Raw genomic sequence first — 14224 nt, 5'->3', positions numbered from 1 at the left:
GGCGGAGGAGGAGGCGGCGGTTCGTGGTGACCTTCGTGCTGGTACTCGTCCTCGCCGTCGCCCTCGCGGTGCTCGCCGGGATCGTTGTGGGCTACAACAGACTTCGCGCCGCCGATGTCCGGGTCGATGAAGCGCTCGGCGGGATCGACGTTCAACTCACCCGGCGAGCGGCGCTGATCCCGGGCTTGGTCAGCGCGGTGCAGGGCTACGCCACGCACGAAAAGGCCGTCCTGGGCCGGATCGCCGATGCCCAGCTCGCACTGACCGAGGCGACGGCGGGCAAGTCGGTGGCGCAGCGCAGCTCGGCCGAGCACGAGTTCGACACCGCGGTCGGTCAGGTGCTCGCCCTGGGGCAGACCTATCCGCAGCTGAACTCGTCGAACAACTTCCTCAACCTGCAGCAGAACCTCGCCGACACCGAGGACAAGCTCGCCTTCGCGCGGCAGTACTACAACGACGCCGCGGCAACGGTGAATCGGCTGCGGACCACCATCCCGTGGATGTTCGTCGCGGGACTCGCGGGGGTTGGCGAGCGCGAGTTCTACCAGCTGCCGCGGTAGCGGCAAAGGACCCGCATGCGGATCGTTTTCGCCGGCACACCGGAGCCGGCCCTGCCGTCGCTGCGGCGGCTGATTGATTCCCCGCGCCACGAGGTGGTCGCGGTGCTCACCCGCCCGGACGCGGTCTCGGGTCGTAGGGGAGCCAAGCCGGTGCCCTCGCCGGTGGCGGCACTGGCCGCCGACGCCGGGATTCCGGTGCTGCGGCCCGCGCAGCCCAACTCGGCGCAGTTCGTCGCCGAACTGGCAGCCCTGGAGCCGGACTGCTGCGCGGTGGTGGCCTTCGGTGCGCTGCTCGGCGCCGAACTGCTGGCGGTGCCGGCCTTCGGCTGGGTGAATCTGCACCTCTCCGTGCTGCCCGCGTGGCGCGGCGCGGCTCCCGTCCAGGCAGCCATCGCCGCCGGGGACGCGGTCACCGGCGCGACGACCTTCCGCATCGTGCCCGAACTCGACGCCGGTCCCGTCTACGGCGTGATCACCGAACCGATCAGGCCCACCGACACCGCCGGCGGACTTTTGCAGCGGCTGGCCGACGCCGGCGCGGCACTGCTGGAGGCCACGCTGGACGGCATCGCCGACGGGTCGCTGACCGCGGTGCCGCAGTCCGCCGAGGGTGTCAGCAGGGCGGCGAAGATCTCCGTCGAGCAGGCGCGGGTCCGCTGGGATCTGCCCGCCCATGTCATCGAGCGCCGGATCAGGGCGATGACGCCGGTGCCGGGCGCGTGGACGCTGATCGGGGACCTGCGCGTCAAGATCGGGCCGGTGGCCGTCGATCCGGAGGGCGCGCAGAGTCCGCTCGCCCCGGGTGTGCTCGACGTGCGGCGTGCCGCGGTCCGGGTGGGCACGGCGTCGCAGCCCGTGCTGCTCGGGATGGTGCAGCCGCCCGGGCGCACACCGATGCCGGCGGCCGACTGGGCGCGCGGAGCGCGACTGGCCGACGGCGTGCGGGCGTCATGACCGCTCGCCAGCCCCGCCGCAGACACCTCGATCCGGCCCGGCAGGCGGCCTTCGACGTGCTGCGGGCGGTCTCGACGCGCGATGCCTATGCCAACCTCGCACTCCCGGCGATTCTCGCCCAGCGGGGCATCACCGGGCGAGACGCGGCGTTCGCGACCGAGTTGGCCTACGGCAGCTGCCGCTGTCGGGGACTGCTCGACGCTGTCATCGTGGCGGCAGCCGGACGTCCCCTTGACCGGATCGACCCGGTTTTGCTGGATCTGCTGCGCCTGGGCGCCTACCAGTTGCTGCGCACCAACGTCGCCCAGCACGCCGCCGTCACCACCACGGTGGAACAGGCCGGCAGTGAATTCGATTCGGCCCGTGCCGGATTCGTCAACGCTGTGCTTCGCACCATTGCGGGGCGTGACGAGGCATCCTGGGTTGCCGAACTCGCGCCGTCGGCCGACGTCGACCCGGTGGGCCATCTCGCCTTCGCGCACGCCCATCCCCGCTGGATCGCCCAGGCCTTCGCCGACGCGCTGGGGGCCGACGCCGGCGAGCTTGATGCCGCCCTCGCCGCTGACGACGCGCGGCCGGCGGTCCACCTGGCCGCCCGCCCCGGTGTGCTCACCGCCGCCGAACTCGCCGCCGCAGTCGGCGGAACGGTCGGCCGCTATTCGCCCTACGCGGTCTATCTCGGCGGGGGAGACCCGGGCCGGCTCGAGCCGATTCGGGAAGGCCGGGCCCTGGTGCAGGACGAGGGCAGCCAGCTGGTGGCCCGCGCGCTGACGCTGGCCGAGCTCACCGGGACCGACGGTGGCCGCTGGCTCGACCTGTGCGCGGGGCCCGGCGGCAAGACCGCGCTGATCGCGGCGATCGGCGCGGAGCGGGGCGCGGCGGTCACCGCCATCGAGCCCCACCACCGGCGCGCCGAGCTGGTGGAACAGAACACGGTCGGCCTGCCGGTCGAGGTGGTGCGAGCCGACGGGCGCCAGTCGCACGTGCCGCCGGACAGTTTCGACCGGGTTCTGCTCGACGCACCGTGCACGGGACTGGGTGCGCTGCGCCGCCGGCCCGAGGCGCGTTGGCGGCGCACCCCCGCCGACGTCGGCGCCCTGACGAAATTGCAGCGTGAACTGCTGGCCGCGGCGATCGCCCTGGTCCGCCCCGGGGGTGTGGTGCTCTACGCGACATGCTCGCCGCACCTCGCCGAGACCGTCGGCGTGGTGTCCGGCGGGCTGCGCCGAGACGTGACCGCGCTGGACACCCGGGAGCTGTTCGCGCCCGTCGATCGCCTCGGCGGGGGGCCGTTCGTGCAGTTGTGGCCGCACCGCCACGGCACCGACGCGATGTTCGCCGCCGCGCTGCGCAGGGACCGCTGAGGCACACACCCTAAGCTGACGGTCATGGCGACACCGACCCGTCCGATGATCGCGCCGTCGATCCTGTCGGCCGACTTCGCCCGGCTCGCCGCCGAAGCCGACGCCGTCGTCGGCGCCGACTGGCTGCACGTCGACGTGATGGACGCGCACTTCGTCCCGAACCTGACGCTGGGACTGCCGGTGGTCGAAAGCCTGCTCAAGGCGACCGACATCCCCCTGGACTGCCACCTGATGATCACCAACCCGGGACGCTGGGCGCCCGGCTACGCGGAGGCCGGATCGCACAACGTGACCTTCCACGCTGAAGCCTGCGACGATCCGGTGGCGGTGGCGCGCGACATCAGGGCCGCGGGCGCGAAGGCGGGGCTCTCGGTGAAACCCGGCACTCCGATCGAGCCCTACCTGGAGATCCTGCGCGACTTCGACACGCTGCTGGTGATGTCGGTCGAGCCCGGCTTCGGCGGACAGAGTTTCATCCCCGAGGTGCTCGGGAAAGTGGCGACCGTCCGCCGGCTGGTCGACTCCGGCGAGCTGACGGTCCTGGTCGAGATCGACGGCGGCATCAACGCCGACACCATCGAGCAGGCGGCCGAAGCGGGCGTGGACTGCTTTGTGGCCGGCTCCGCGGTGTACGGCGCATCCGATCCGATGACCGCGGTCGAGGCGCTGCGTCGCCGCGCCGGTGCCGCCTCGCGGCACCTGAAGGGATGACCGGGGCGGACGCAGTCCCGGTGGACCTCGACGCCGCAATGCGACTGGCCGTCGAAGAGTCCTGGCGGGTCAAAGGCGCCACCTACCCGAATCCGCCCGTCGGCGCGGTGATCCTCGATGCCGGAGGGCGGGTCGTCGGTGCGGGTGCCACCGAGCCGGCCGGCGGGGCGCATGCGGAGGTGGTCGCGCTGCGTGCCGCCGGTGAGCGTGCCGCGGGCGGGACGGCCGTGGTCACCCTTGAGCCGTGCAGTCACCACGGCCGTACCCCGCCGTGCGTCGACGCGCTGCTGAAAGCCGGTGTCGCCCGGGTCGTCTACGCGGTCGGCGATCCCCATCCCGCCGCGGCCGGCGGCGCGGGCCGGTTGCGATCCGCGGGCCTCGCGGTGACCGGCGGGATTCGCGCGGACGAGGTGGCCGCGGGCCCGCTGCGGGAATGGCTGCACAAACAGCGCACCGGCCTGCCGCACGTCACCTGGAAGTTCGCGGCCAGTATCGACGGCCGCAGTGCCGCCGCCGACGGTTCGTCGCAGTGGATCACCGGGGAGCCCGCACGGACCGATCTGCATCGCCGCCGCGGCGAGGCAGACGCGATCGTGGTCGGCACCGGAACGGTGTTCGCCGACGACCCGAGTCTGACGGCGCGACTGCCCGACGGCAGCCTGGCTTCGCGTCAGCCGCTACGGGTGGTGGTCGGGCTGCGTGAGATTCCGCCCGAATCACAGGTGCTCGAAGGGGATTCCCCCAGTCTGGTGCTGCACACCCGGGACCCGCACGACGTCCTGCGCGCTCTGGCCGACCGTACCGCCGTCCTCGTGGAGGGCGGCCCGACCCTGGCCGGCGCATTTCTGCGGGCCGGCCTGGTCGACAGGATCCTGGCCTACGTGGCACCGGTATTCCTCGGCGGCCCCTTCGCCGCGGTCGACGACGCCGGGGTGGACAGCATCGACGATGCGGTGCGCTGGCGCTACGAAGGCGTGGAGCAGATCGGAGCTGATTATCTGATCAGCCTGGTGCCGCCGGGCTGACGCCGCCGGAGCTCAGCCTTCGCTGTGAATCGCCTTGTGTTCGATGATGTCGCGCGATCCACTCGCCCCGAGCAGTTCACGGAAACCCTGCACCGTGTAGCTGATGACGACCGCGTCGGTACGGGCGCGCGCGGTCGCCGAGCGGGGTAGCGCGAACAGCGGCGCCATCTCGCCGAAGTAGTCGCCCGGGCCGGCCACCCTGATCGACTCCTCGGCACCGCTGGCCAGCTCACGCGTCAGTTCGATTTCGCCTTCGGAGACGACATAAATGGAGTCACCCATCATGCCCTGCTCGAAAAGGGCCTCGCCGGCCGCCACGGTGACCGTCTCGGGCTCGTGGTCGGAAGCCGAAAGGTGCGGCACCAGTTCCACCACCCGGTCGGCCAGCGGCAGCATCCTGGTGTCGTGGGTGGCGACCACCACCACGCGCTCGCCGGTGGCCAGCTCCCTGATCAGCCGCAGCACCCCCTCGACCTGGATGTAGTCGAGGTGCGCGGTGGGTTCGTCGGCGATCAGCAGGGGCGGATCCAACGCGATGGCCCGCGCGACCGCGACCCGCTGCTGTTGGCCTCCGCTGAGATCGCCGGGCCGGTGGTTCAGCCGGTGCGACAGCCCGACGCGGTCGAGCAGTTCGGCAGCGCGGTCATGTGCCTTCTCGCGTTCCCACCGGGCTGCCCACAGGGGCACCATGACGTTCTCGATCGCGGTGAGGCTGGGGATGAGATTGAACGCCTGGAACACGATGCCGACGGTGTTGCGCCGGTATTCCGAGAGCTGGTCGTCGTCGAGCGTGGTGAGGTCGATATCGCCGAATTCGATGCGCCCGGCGGTCGGGCGCAGAATGCCGCCGAGGCACGACAGCAGGGTGGTCTTGCCGCACCCGCTGGGCCCCAGCAGGATCGCCAGCGATCCCTCCGAGACGTCCAGGCTCAGCTCGTTGATCGGGCGCACGGACTCCTCGCCGCTGGAGTACTCCACGACGAGGTCCTTGATGCGTAGGTCAGCCATTGCTCAGGGTCCTCCGAACGCCCGCGCGGGATCGACGGTCACCGCGCGGCGTAACCCGGCCAGGCTGGCCAGTACCCCGATCGATATGGCGACCACGGGCAGCAGCAGGAACGCGATCTGCGGGATGTCGACCCGCATCGGGAACAGCGGTCCGAGCAGGACCGACAGCACCCCGCCCAGGGCTGCCGCCAGGATCGCGACCACCACGGCCTGCATCGCGAGGCCGGCGAGGATGGCGCGCGTCGGTACGCCGACGGCTTTGAAGACCGCGAAGTCGCGGGTGCGTTCCAGCGCCGACATGTAGATCATCGACCCGACGATCAACGCGGCCACCAGCCAGAGCAACCCGGCCATCAGGGTCATCGCCTGCCGCGCTCCGGTGAGCGCCCGCAACAGGTCATCGATCGCTCCGGTCCGGTCGACGATGCGGAATCCTTCCGGTGCCTCACTGGGCTTGCCGCGCACGCCGACCGACGATAGCAGCGACTGCCCGGAGAACAGCAGAGCCTGGGCGCCCGCGACGGTCAGGAAGATGTTGGCCTGGCCCGCAAGTGCGGTGGAGTCTTCGACGATGCCGACGATGCGCAGATCCTGGGAACCGATTTCGACGTTGTCCCCGATGTTCCTGTCCATCGTGCTGGAGACGGCGACCTCATCGTTGGTCGACGGCGGCCGTCCGTTCGACATCACCGGTATCCCCGGACCGCCCTCGGGGGCGCCGAAAACATTGACACTGCGCGCCGAACCGCCGACCGGCATGGTCGCACTTCCGTACACCAGGGGCACCGCCGTCGAGACACCCGGCAGGTCGAGCTCGGTCGGCGGGAACGCCGCCGAACCGAGGAACGGGCCGGTCGCTCCGGACTTCACCACGTAGGCGTCCAGCCCCAGGGAATCCACGGTGCGGGTCGCCTCGACCCGGAAACCGTTGGCCAGGCCGGTGAGCACCAGGGTCATCGCGAAAACCAAGCCGGTGCCGATGATCGCGATGGCGAACCGGCGCTTGCGCCATTGGAGGTCGCGCAGCGCGGCTTTGAGCACCCTGTCTCCTGAGTCTTCTCCCGGCCGGTCCTCTGACCGGTCCGCGGTGTGCGCTCGACGTTACCGACCGTGGGCCGCGGGCCGAGGGCTTCCGTCGATTTGCGCCAGTGCCTCGCCGTCGGCTCGCTCGACGGCGGCCTGCCGGCCGCCGATGAACAGCGCGAACGCCGCACCGGCCAGGCACACGATCATGGTGATGAAGAAAATCGAGCCGTACTGCAGGGCGAAAGCCGTGCGGTAGCGCTCGGCCTCGGCCGCGATCTTGGCGGCCAGGGTGTCGGCCTGGGCGCTGGGCAGCGTGGCCAGGATCTGGTTGAACCGGTAGAGGCCCCACGCGCTGAGCGCGGCCACCCCGATCAGCATGCCGGTCATCCGCGCCACCACCACCAGCGACGAGGCGATCCCGTGCTGGGCGGCGGGCACGACCCGCAGCGCGGCGGAGGTCAGCGGCCCGATCACCAGACCCAACCCGATGCCGGCCAGGGCGAGGTCGGTGTCGAAGGCGGGCAGGGTGACAAGGCCGAGGTCGTGGCGCGCCGAGAGGACGTCGACGCCCCACTTCGACACCAGCCAGTAGGCGAATGCGGCGATCAGCATCCCGGCCACCGCAACCACCCGGTCACCGACCCGGGTGGCCAGCCAGCCGCCGACCAGCGCGCCGATCGGCAGGGCGGCCAGGAAGCGCAGCAGCAGACCGGCGGCCTGGTTCTGGTTCATGCCCAGTACGCCCTGTCCGAAGAGCTCCACGTCGACCAGGGTCACCATGAGCGCCGCTCCTGCGCACATCGACGTCGCCAGGGAGGCCAGGAGCGGAACGAACCGCACGCCCCGGGGATCGATCAGCCTGGTCTTGGCGAACCGCTCCCACACCGCGAACGCGATCGCGGCCACCACCGCGCCGCCGACCAGCGGCAGGCCGTAGCTCGGCAGCACCTGCTTGCCGTCCGGGGCCGGGTTGTACAACCCCCACACCGCCAGCCCGAGCGCAAGCGCCAGCAGCAGGCCGCCGACGAGGTCGACCCGTTCGGGCTCGGCTTGCCGGTCGTGGCTGGGCAGGCTGATGTGGATCATCAGCATCGCGATCAGGGTCAGCGGAACGTTGATCCAGAAAACGTCACGCCAGGTGTTGAGCAGCCACACCACGGCGATGCCGTACAGCGGCCCCAGCACGCTCCCGAGTTCCTGGGCCGCTCCGATCCCGCCGAGGACCATCGCGCGGCTGCGGGCGGCCCAGAGGTCCGCCGCCAGGGCGAGGGTCACCGGTAGCAGCGCACCGCTGGCGACGCCCTGGATCAGCCGGCCGATCACGAGGGTGGTGAGGTCATCCGACAGCGCGGTGACCACCGAACCGACCGCGAACCCGACCAGGCTCAGCTGCAGCACCAGCTTGCGCCCGAAGCGGTCCGAGAGCCGGCCCAGCAGCGGCATCGCGGCGATGTACCCGAGCAGGTACCAGGTGATGATCGGGGTGACCTGCTGGATCTTGTTCACCGGGATGCCGATGTCCCGCATGATGTCGACCATGATCGTGACGACGACGTAGGTGTCCAGCGCTCCGAGCAGCACGGCCAGGCTGCCGGCGCTGATCGCGATGCGCCGGCTCCGGCCCGTTGCCGCGGACCGCTCGCCGGTACTGTTCGGCGCGTCGGGCATCACACCGCCGGCTTGGTCACGGTGACCGGCTTATCCCATTCCGACAACGTCAGCGACACGCTGTTGCCCGCGCTCTGGTCGACTTTGGCCTGCACCAGTTGATGGGGGGCGTCCTTCTCGATCCACACCGTCGCGGGCAGCGGTCCGCCGGCCTTCAGTTGCGGGATGAGCTTGTTGACGGCGGCGGCGCCGACCTCGCCGGCGATCCGCACCGTCGGCACGCCGCCGACGACCTCGGAGGCTTCCGACGTGGCGTTGGTGACGTTGGCGAGCATGTTGGCCAGGCCGGCGTCCGGGTTGAGGATCACCGAGGGGTCGTAGATGTCGACCGCCGGACCCATGTCCAGCCAATTGTTCGGGGTCAGCGCGGCAAAGAGGGTGCCGTCGAGCACCACGAGGTCGACGTCGACGTCGGAGCCGCCCATGGAGATCGTGGAGTTGCCCTTGACCGCGACGCTGGGCACGTTGGTCAGATCTCCGGACAGCGTCTTGAGCGGCAGGCCGTCGATCTTTCCGGTGACGACGATCTCCAGGTGGGCACTGGAGAGTTTCTTGGTGGCCTCGATGGACTGCTGGGTCAGGCCGGCTGCCTCCGGCAGCGGTTCAGATGCTTTCTTCGAGCAGCCCGAGATCAGCAGAGCGGCGGTCAGCGGCACGAAGAGAGCAGCGAAGATTCGGCGGTGAGTCGGCATAGCTGCATCGTAGTGGGTCACCGGTGGCCTAACCCGTCGGCGACGCCCGGGTTGTGTCGTCGTCACCGGATCGGTATGAGTGTGCCTATGCAAGGCGACCTGCACTTTCGGACCGTGCCGATCGACACCGGCGACGGGGCGGCTCTGGTCGCCGCGATGATCGCCGAGATGCGCGACCTCTACGACGGCCTGGACCTCGACGCCCCGGACATGCCCCGGGCCGGGCCTGCCGAGCTCGGCCCCCCGGGCGGGCTGTATCTGGCCGGCTACCGCGACGGGGTCGCGGTGTGCGGGGGCGGTATCAAGCGGCTGCCCGACGGGGCCTGCGAGATCAAGCGCATGTACGTGGTGCCGTCGGCGAGGCGCGCCGGGGTGGCGCGTGCGTTGCTGGCGGCACTGGAAAACGCAGCCCGGGGGATGGGCTACCGGATCGCCCGGCTCGACACCGGATCCCGCCAACCGCACGCCCAGGCGTTCTACGAGGCTGCCGGCTACCGGCGGGTGGACAACTTCAACGACAATCCGGCCGCGGCGTTCCACGGCGAGAAGCGGCTAGATTGAGCGGGTGTTCACCGGGATCGTCGAGGAACTTGGCGAGGTCGTCGCGCTGGAGGACCTCGGCGATTCCGCGCGCTTGACCATCCGCGGTCCGCTGGTGACCTCCGATACGCGCCACGGGGATTCGATCGCCGTCAACGGGGTGTGCCTGACCGTGGTCGAGGTGATCGGCGACGGCCGGTTCACCGCCGACGTGATGGCCGAGACGCTGAACCGGTCCAGCCTGGCGGGGCTGGCCGCGGGCGGTCCGGTCAACCTGGAGCGCGCCGCGCCGGTCAACGGCCGCCTGGGCGGACACATCGTGCAGGGGCACGTGGACGGCACCGGTGAGGTGATCTCGCGTACGCCGTCGCCGAACTGGGAGGTGGTGCGCCTTTCCCTGCCGCCGTCGCTGTCGCGCTACGTGGTGGAGAAGGGTTCGATCACCGTCGACGGGGTGTCACTGACGGTGTCCGCGGTGGGACGTGAGGGCAGCGCTGACTGGTTCGAGGTGTCGCTGATCCCGACCACGCTGGCGCGGACCACACTCGGTGTCGCCAAGCCCGGCAGCCGGGTGAACCTCGAGGTCGACGTGATCGCGAAATATGTCGAAAAGCTACTTGCCCACGAAAGCTAGCTGATCTGCTCGTGCGATGCGTGCACGCCCAGTCGCCGGTTCTCACACCGGTAACCGGCCGACTCAGGCGCCCGCCCTGGTGATCATCGACATGCAAACCGTCTTCGGCAACCCCTCCAGTGAGTGGTTCACGCCAAGGTTCGCCGACGCGTCCGCGGTCATCCAACGCCTGCTCCCGGCGTTCGGCGAACGGGTGATTCTCACCCGGTTCGTCCCTCCCGTGCTTCCGGCAGGGGGGTGGGTGACCTTCTACCGGGAATGGCGCTGGGCGTTGGTCCCCGATACCGACCCGCTCTACGACCTGGTCCCGCCGTTCGGCGACTCCGGCTATCCGACGGTCACCGAGACCACGTTCAGTAAGTGGGGCACGGCCCTTGAGCAGGCCCTTGAGCAGGCCCTGGGTGAGGGCGGGGAGATGGTTCTCACCGGTGTGGCGACGGACTGCTGCGTGCTCTCGACGGCACTCGCAGCGGCTGACGCCGGAGTGCGCGTGCGCGTGGTAGCGGATGGCTGTGCGGGATCGACTGACGCCAACCATCAGCGCGCGCTCGACGTGATGGCTGGCTGGGGACCTCCGCTGATCGACATCACCGACTCCGCAGCAGTGCTGGCGAACCTGACGTAACCGCAAGCCGTGCGCCCGGTGTCCTGTGGTTCCAGGACAGCGATTCATCAGGTGCGGGGGCGTGCTCGTCGACATACAGCCGGGCATTACCTTGGCATCGTTGGTGATGCCCCGCGCCAGGAGGCGAACGCGGCTTCAGAACCTGACTACCTCGCGTCTGCTCTCAGCGAGGTGGCGTACTGACGCGCACCGGCAAGTCATCGGCCCGGATCAGACCCGGACGGCCCAGCGCCAGCCCGGACAGCGACCGCTGTCCCGCCGAGATGACTGCGACCACGTCGACGACCGCCTCCTCGAGGCCGTCGTGACTCTCGTCGGCAGGGACCAGAATGTCGTAGCGCACGCGCAGGATCTCCCCATCCGCCCACCGGACTTCGGTTACGCCTTCGGCGTCGGCGAGTTCGACAAGCGCCCGAAGGATCGGGCTGCTGATGTGGTTCGTCACGTCACCGGGACTCTATCCACCACCTCGGCTGTCGGATTCGGTGTCCTGTGATTTCAGGACAGCGATTCATCAGGTGCGGGGGCGTGCTCGTCGACATACAGCCGGGCATCGCCTTGGCATCGTTGATGACATCGACCAGCCGGAACCTCGGCTGGCCGTAACCGACGAGAGGAAGCAATCATGACGAACACCACCAAAACCAAAGGCCGGTTCGCCCGGTTCGCGATCAGTGCGCTTGCCGTGATCGGAATGGCCTTCGGCGGATCGCTGAGTATGACCGCGGTCAGCCAGGCCATGCCGAACCCCGGCTTCACCCCCTATGACCCCTACACCCCGATCCCGGCCGTCAACTGGTGCCCGGGTGGGGGCACCTCGGGCGGCTGGGGCGGCTACTGCGAGGGCATCAACTTCCCCGACGGCTCCCGCTGGAACATCGCGTGGGCCAACGCCCCGTTCGCCGGCACCGTCTACCAGCCGATGAAGTGCATCATCCACACCGGCAACCCGGTGCCCCCGCTCGCCGGGCCGTGGGGCTGCGGCCGGGGCAACGGCATCGGCGCGGGCGTGGGGAGCGCACCGAACTGACCCTGATCGGACCGGGGCGCTGCAGGAAAATCCCCCTGCGGCGCCCCGGGCACGTCGACCGGGACCGGGGCCGGCCCGCGTCGTGGTTCATACTTGATCAACGGTCGCGAGGGCCTTTCGCGGCTTCGCTGGAATGGCAGGCGGCACGATGACGAGATTGGACACCGTCGAACGGGCGGTCGCCGACATCGCTGCGGGCAAGCCGGTGATCGTCATCGACGACGCGGACCGCGAGAACGAGGGCGACCTGATCTTCGCCGCCGAGAAGGCGACACCGGAGCTGGTGGCCTTCATGGTGCGCTACACGTCGGGCTATCTGTGCGTCCCCCTCGACGGAGCGATCTGCGACCGGTTGGGTCTGCTCCCGATGTATGCGATCAACCAGGACAAGCACGGCACCGCCTACACCGTCACCGTCGACGCCCGGCACGGTGTGGGGACCGGCATCTCGGCCGCCGACCGCGCCACCACGATGCGGCTGCTGGCCGACCCGTCGAGTGTCGCGGAGGATTTCACCCGGCCGGGCCACATGGTTCCGCTGCGCGCCAAGGACGGCGGGGTGCTCCGCCGCCCCGGCCACACCGAGGCCGCCGTGGACCTCGCGCGGATGGCCGGTCTGCAGCCCGCCGGCGCGATCGGTGAGATCGTCAGCCAGAAGGATGAGGGCGCGATGGCGCTCACCGACGAACTTCGGGTCTTCGCCGACGAGCATGAGCTGGCCATGATCTCGATCGCGGATCTCATCGAGTGGCGCCGCAAGCACGAGAAACAGGTCGAACGGGTGGCCGAGGCGCGCATCCCCACCCGGTACGGCGAGTTCCGCGCGGTCGGCTACGCCAGCATCTACGACGGCGTCGAACACGTGGCGCTGGTTCGCGGGGACATCGCCGGACCGGACAACGACGGCCAGGACGTCCTGGTCCGCGTGCACTCGGAGTGTCTGACCGGCGACGTCTTCGGCTCCCAGCGTTGCGACTGCGGCACCCAACTCGACGCCGCGATCGAGATGGTGGCCGGGGAGGGCCGCGGGATCGTGCTCTACATGCGCGGGCACGAAGGCCGCGGCATCGGGCTGATGCACAAGTTGCAGGCCTACCAACTTCAGGACGCCGGCGCGGACACCGTCGAGGCGAATCTGGAACTCGGATTGCCCGCCGATGCGCGCGACTACGGGACCGGAGCGCAGATTCTCGTCGACCTCGGGGTGCGCTCGATGCGGCTGTTGACCAACAACCCCGCCAAGCGGGTCGGGCTCGACGGATACGGGCTGACGATCACCGAGCGGGTGCCGCTGCCGGTGCGGGCCAACGCCGAGAACATCCGCTACCTGCGCACCAAGCGAGACCGGCTGGGTCACGAGCTTGCCGGGCTGGAAATCGACGACACCCCCCTTCCCGGCGATCTCGGCGGCATCCGGTGAGAGCCGGGCGCGGCACGGACCGATGAGCGGGGGAGCGGGAGTCCCACCGGTTCCTGAGATGGATGCCTCCGGCATCACGCTTGCGATCGTGGCCAGCACCTGGCACGCCGCCATCTGCGAGGCCCTGCTGGAGGGCGCTCTGCGAGTGGCCAGGCAGGCCGGTGCGGCCGATCCCACAGTGGCTCGGGTGCACGGCGCCATCGAGATTCCGGTCGTCGCGCAGGAACTCGCCCGCACCCACGACGCGGTGGTCGCACTCGGCGTGGTGATCCGCGGCCAGACCCCGCACTTCGACTACGTGTGCGACGCCGTCACCCAGGGATTGACCCGGGTGTCCCTGGATGCCGCCACCCCGGTCGCCAACGGAGTGTTGACCACCGACAACGAGGAGCAGGCCCTCGACCGCGCCGGATTGCCCGGCTCGGCGGAGGACAAGGGCGCACAGGCCACCGCGGCCGCGCTGTCCACCGCACTGACGTTGCGCGGCCTGCGCCGCACATGACCGCGTCCGGTGACGACGACTGGGATGCGGTGTTCAAGCCGCGGGTCGCACCGCTCGTCGCCTACGGGGTCGCCGTGCTGATCGCCGGAGTCGGGATCACGGTCGCCCTGCTGCTCCGAAAGGAGTCGACCGGGCCGACACTGCGCACCGCCGATCAATTCGCGATGGCGGGCCTGGCACTCCTCCTGGCGGCCGCCGTGCTGCTTCTGGCCCGGCCGAGGGTGAAGGTCGGCCGTCGCGGCCTGGCCGTGCGAAACGTTCTGGAATACCGGCTGATCGGGTGGGATGAGGTGGTCGACGTGGCGGTTCCGCCGGGCGGCCGCTGGGCGCGCGTCGAACTCGGTAGCAACGAGTACGTTCCGGTGCTGGCCATCCAGGTCGTCGACCGCGAGCGTGCGGCCGTCGCGATGGAGGCCGTGCGCGAATCGATGGCCCGTCACCGGGGGTCCGAACAGTAGCCTGGGA

17 protein-coding genes are annotated in these 14224 nt (G+C 70.1%); 12 read left to right on the top strand and 5 right to left on the bottom strand.

Features of this window, described 5'->3' with window-relative positions:
• Positions 1 to 23: 23 nt before the first annotated feature.
• Genes ACKOB8_RS09975 through ribD form a run of 5 tightly spaced genes read left to right on the top strand, consistent with a single transcriptional unit; the run spans position 24 to position 4614 of the window.
• A complete protein-coding gene (locus ACKOB8_RS09975) occupies positions 24 to 560 on the top strand; it encodes a LemA family protein (RefSeq protein ID WP_526377058.1) in 537 nt (178 codons plus the stop codon).
• Positions 561 to 575: 15 nt separating this feature from the next.
• On the top strand, positions 576 to 1514 hold the full coding sequence (gene fmt, locus ACKOB8_RS09970; RefSeq protein WP_526377052.1) for a methionyl-tRNA formyltransferase: 939 nt from the start codon (positions 576 to 578) through the stop codon (positions 1512 to 1514).
• Positions 1511 to 2878, top strand: a complete 1368-nt coding sequence (locus ACKOB8_RS09965; protein ID WP_526377051.1) for a transcription antitermination factor NusB — start codon at positions 1511 to 1513, stop codon at positions 2876 to 2878. Before fmt ends, ACKOB8_RS09965 begins: the two co-directional genes overlap by 4 nt.
• Before the next feature lie 24 nt (positions 2879 to 2902).
• Positions 2903 to 3589 carry a ribulose-phosphate 3-epimerase gene (rpe, locus tag ACKOB8_RS09960; RefSeq protein ID WP_526377050.1) on the top strand — a complete coding sequence of 229 codons (687 nt, stop codon included), beginning with the start codon at positions 2903 to 2905 and terminating at the stop codon, positions 3587 to 3589.
• Positions 3586 to 4614, top strand: a complete 1029-nt coding sequence (gene ribD / locus ACKOB8_RS09955; RefSeq protein ID WP_526377049.1) for a bifunctional diaminohydroxyphosphoribosylaminopyrimidine deaminase/5-amino-6-(5-phosphoribosylamino)uracil reductase RibD — start codon at positions 3586 to 3588, stop codon at positions 4612 to 4614. The genes rpe and ribD overlap by 4 nt, the downstream gene beginning before the upstream one ends.
• Before the next feature lie 12 nt (positions 4615 to 4626).
• Here ribD and ACKOB8_RS09950 read toward each other — a convergent pair whose 3' ends face one another.
• The 4 genes from ACKOB8_RS09950 to ACKOB8_RS09935 are packed head-to-tail and all read right to left on the bottom strand — an operon-like array spanning position 4627 to position 9008.
• Positions 4627 to 5622 carry an ABC transporter ATP-binding protein gene (locus ACKOB8_RS09950; RefSeq protein ID WP_526377048.1) on the bottom strand — a complete coding sequence of 332 codons (996 nt, stop codon included), beginning with the start codon at positions 5620 to 5622 and terminating at the stop codon, positions 4627 to 4629.
• A 3-nt stretch (positions 5623 to 5625) separates the two neighbouring features.
• The gene (locus ACKOB8_RS09945; protein ID WP_526377047.1) at positions 5626 to 6663 is read right to left on the bottom strand and encodes an ABC transporter permease; all 1038 of its coding nucleotides are present in this window, start codon (positions 6661 to 6663) and stop codon (positions 5626 to 5628) included.
• A 60-nt stretch (positions 6664 to 6723) separates the two neighbouring features.
• Entirely contained in the window at positions 6724 to 8316 is a 1593-nt protein-coding gene (locus ACKOB8_RS09940; protein WP_526377046.1) for an MFS transporter, read from the bottom strand.
• Positions 8316 to 9008: an LppX_LprAFG lipoprotein gene (locus tag ACKOB8_RS09935; RefSeq protein WP_526377045.1), complete on the bottom strand. Its 693-nt coding sequence runs from the start codon at positions 9006 to 9008 to the stop codon at positions 8316 to 8318. The genes ACKOB8_RS09940 and ACKOB8_RS09935 overlap by 1 nt, the downstream gene beginning before the upstream one ends.
• Positions 9009 to 9122: 114 nt before the next feature.
• Here ACKOB8_RS09935 and ACKOB8_RS09930 point away from each other — a divergent pair, with 114 nt between their 5' ends.
• Genes ACKOB8_RS09930 through ACKOB8_RS09920 form a run of 3 tightly spaced genes read left to right on the top strand, consistent with a single transcriptional unit; the run spans position 9123 to position 10807 of the window.
• Positions 9123 to 9569: a GNAT family N-acetyltransferase gene (locus ACKOB8_RS09930; RefSeq protein WP_526377044.1), complete on the top strand. Its 447-nt coding sequence runs from the start codon at positions 9123 to 9125 to the stop codon at positions 9567 to 9569.
• 4 nt (positions 9570 to 9573) lie between these two features.
• The gene (locus ACKOB8_RS09925; RefSeq protein ID WP_526377043.1) at positions 9574 to 10182 is read left to right on the top strand and encodes a riboflavin synthase; all 609 of its coding nucleotides are present in this window, start codon (positions 9574 to 9576) and stop codon (positions 10180 to 10182) included.
• A gap of 16 nt (positions 10183 to 10198) precedes the next feature.
• Positions 10199 to 10807, top strand: coding sequence for a cysteine hydrolase family protein (locus ACKOB8_RS09920; protein WP_526377042.1), 609 nt, complete (start codon positions 10199 to 10201; stop codon positions 10805 to 10807).
• 163 nt (positions 10808 to 10970) lie between these two features.
• On the opposite strand, the gene ACKOB8_RS09915 is transcribed toward ACKOB8_RS09920, so the two are convergent.
• Positions 10971 to 11252 carry a hypothetical protein gene (locus tag ACKOB8_RS09915; RefSeq protein ID WP_526377041.1) on the bottom strand — a complete coding sequence of 94 codons (282 nt, stop codon included), beginning with the start codon at positions 11250 to 11252 and terminating at the stop codon, positions 10971 to 10973.
• Between the two features lie 180 nt (positions 11253 to 11432).
• On the opposite strand from ACKOB8_RS09915, the gene ACKOB8_RS09910 reads away from it, so the two are divergent.
• From ACKOB8_RS09910 to ACKOB8_RS09895, 4 genes are all read left to right on the top strand, one after another.
• Positions 11433 to 11837 (top strand): hypothetical protein, encoded by a 405-nt coding sequence (locus ACKOB8_RS09910; protein WP_526377040.1) that lies wholly within the window; start codon positions 11433 to 11435, stop codon positions 11835 to 11837.
• Positions 11838 to 11985: 148 nt separating this feature from the next.
• Complete coding sequence (locus tag ACKOB8_RS09905; protein WP_526377039.1) at positions 11986 to 13257, top strand: bifunctional 3,4-dihydroxy-2-butanone-4-phosphate synthase/GTP cyclohydrolase II; 1272 nt, start codon at positions 11986 to 11988, stop codon at positions 13255 to 13257.
• Positions 13258 to 13279: 22 nt separating this feature from the next.
• Entirely contained in the window at positions 13280 to 13759 is a 480-nt protein-coding gene (ribH, locus tag ACKOB8_RS09900) for a 6,7-dimethyl-8-ribityllumazine synthase (protein ID WP_526377038.1), read from the top strand.
• Positions 13756 to 14217 (top strand): PH domain-containing protein, encoded by a 462-nt coding sequence (locus ACKOB8_RS09895; protein ID WP_526377037.1) that lies wholly within the window; start codon positions 13756 to 13758, stop codon positions 14215 to 14217. The genes ribH and ACKOB8_RS09895 overlap by 4 nt, the downstream gene beginning before the upstream one ends.
• The last annotated feature ends 7 nt before the right edge of the window (positions 14218 to 14224 follow it).

Origin of the sequence: Mycobacterium sp. (genome assembly GCF_046091765.1) — a bacterium.
Classification (GTDB): domain Bacteria; phylum Actinomycetota; class Actinomycetes; order Mycobacteriales; family Mycobacteriaceae; genus Mycobacterium.
Note: the sequence above shows the minus strand (reverse complement) of the source record. Positions and strands in the feature narration are given on the sequence as shown.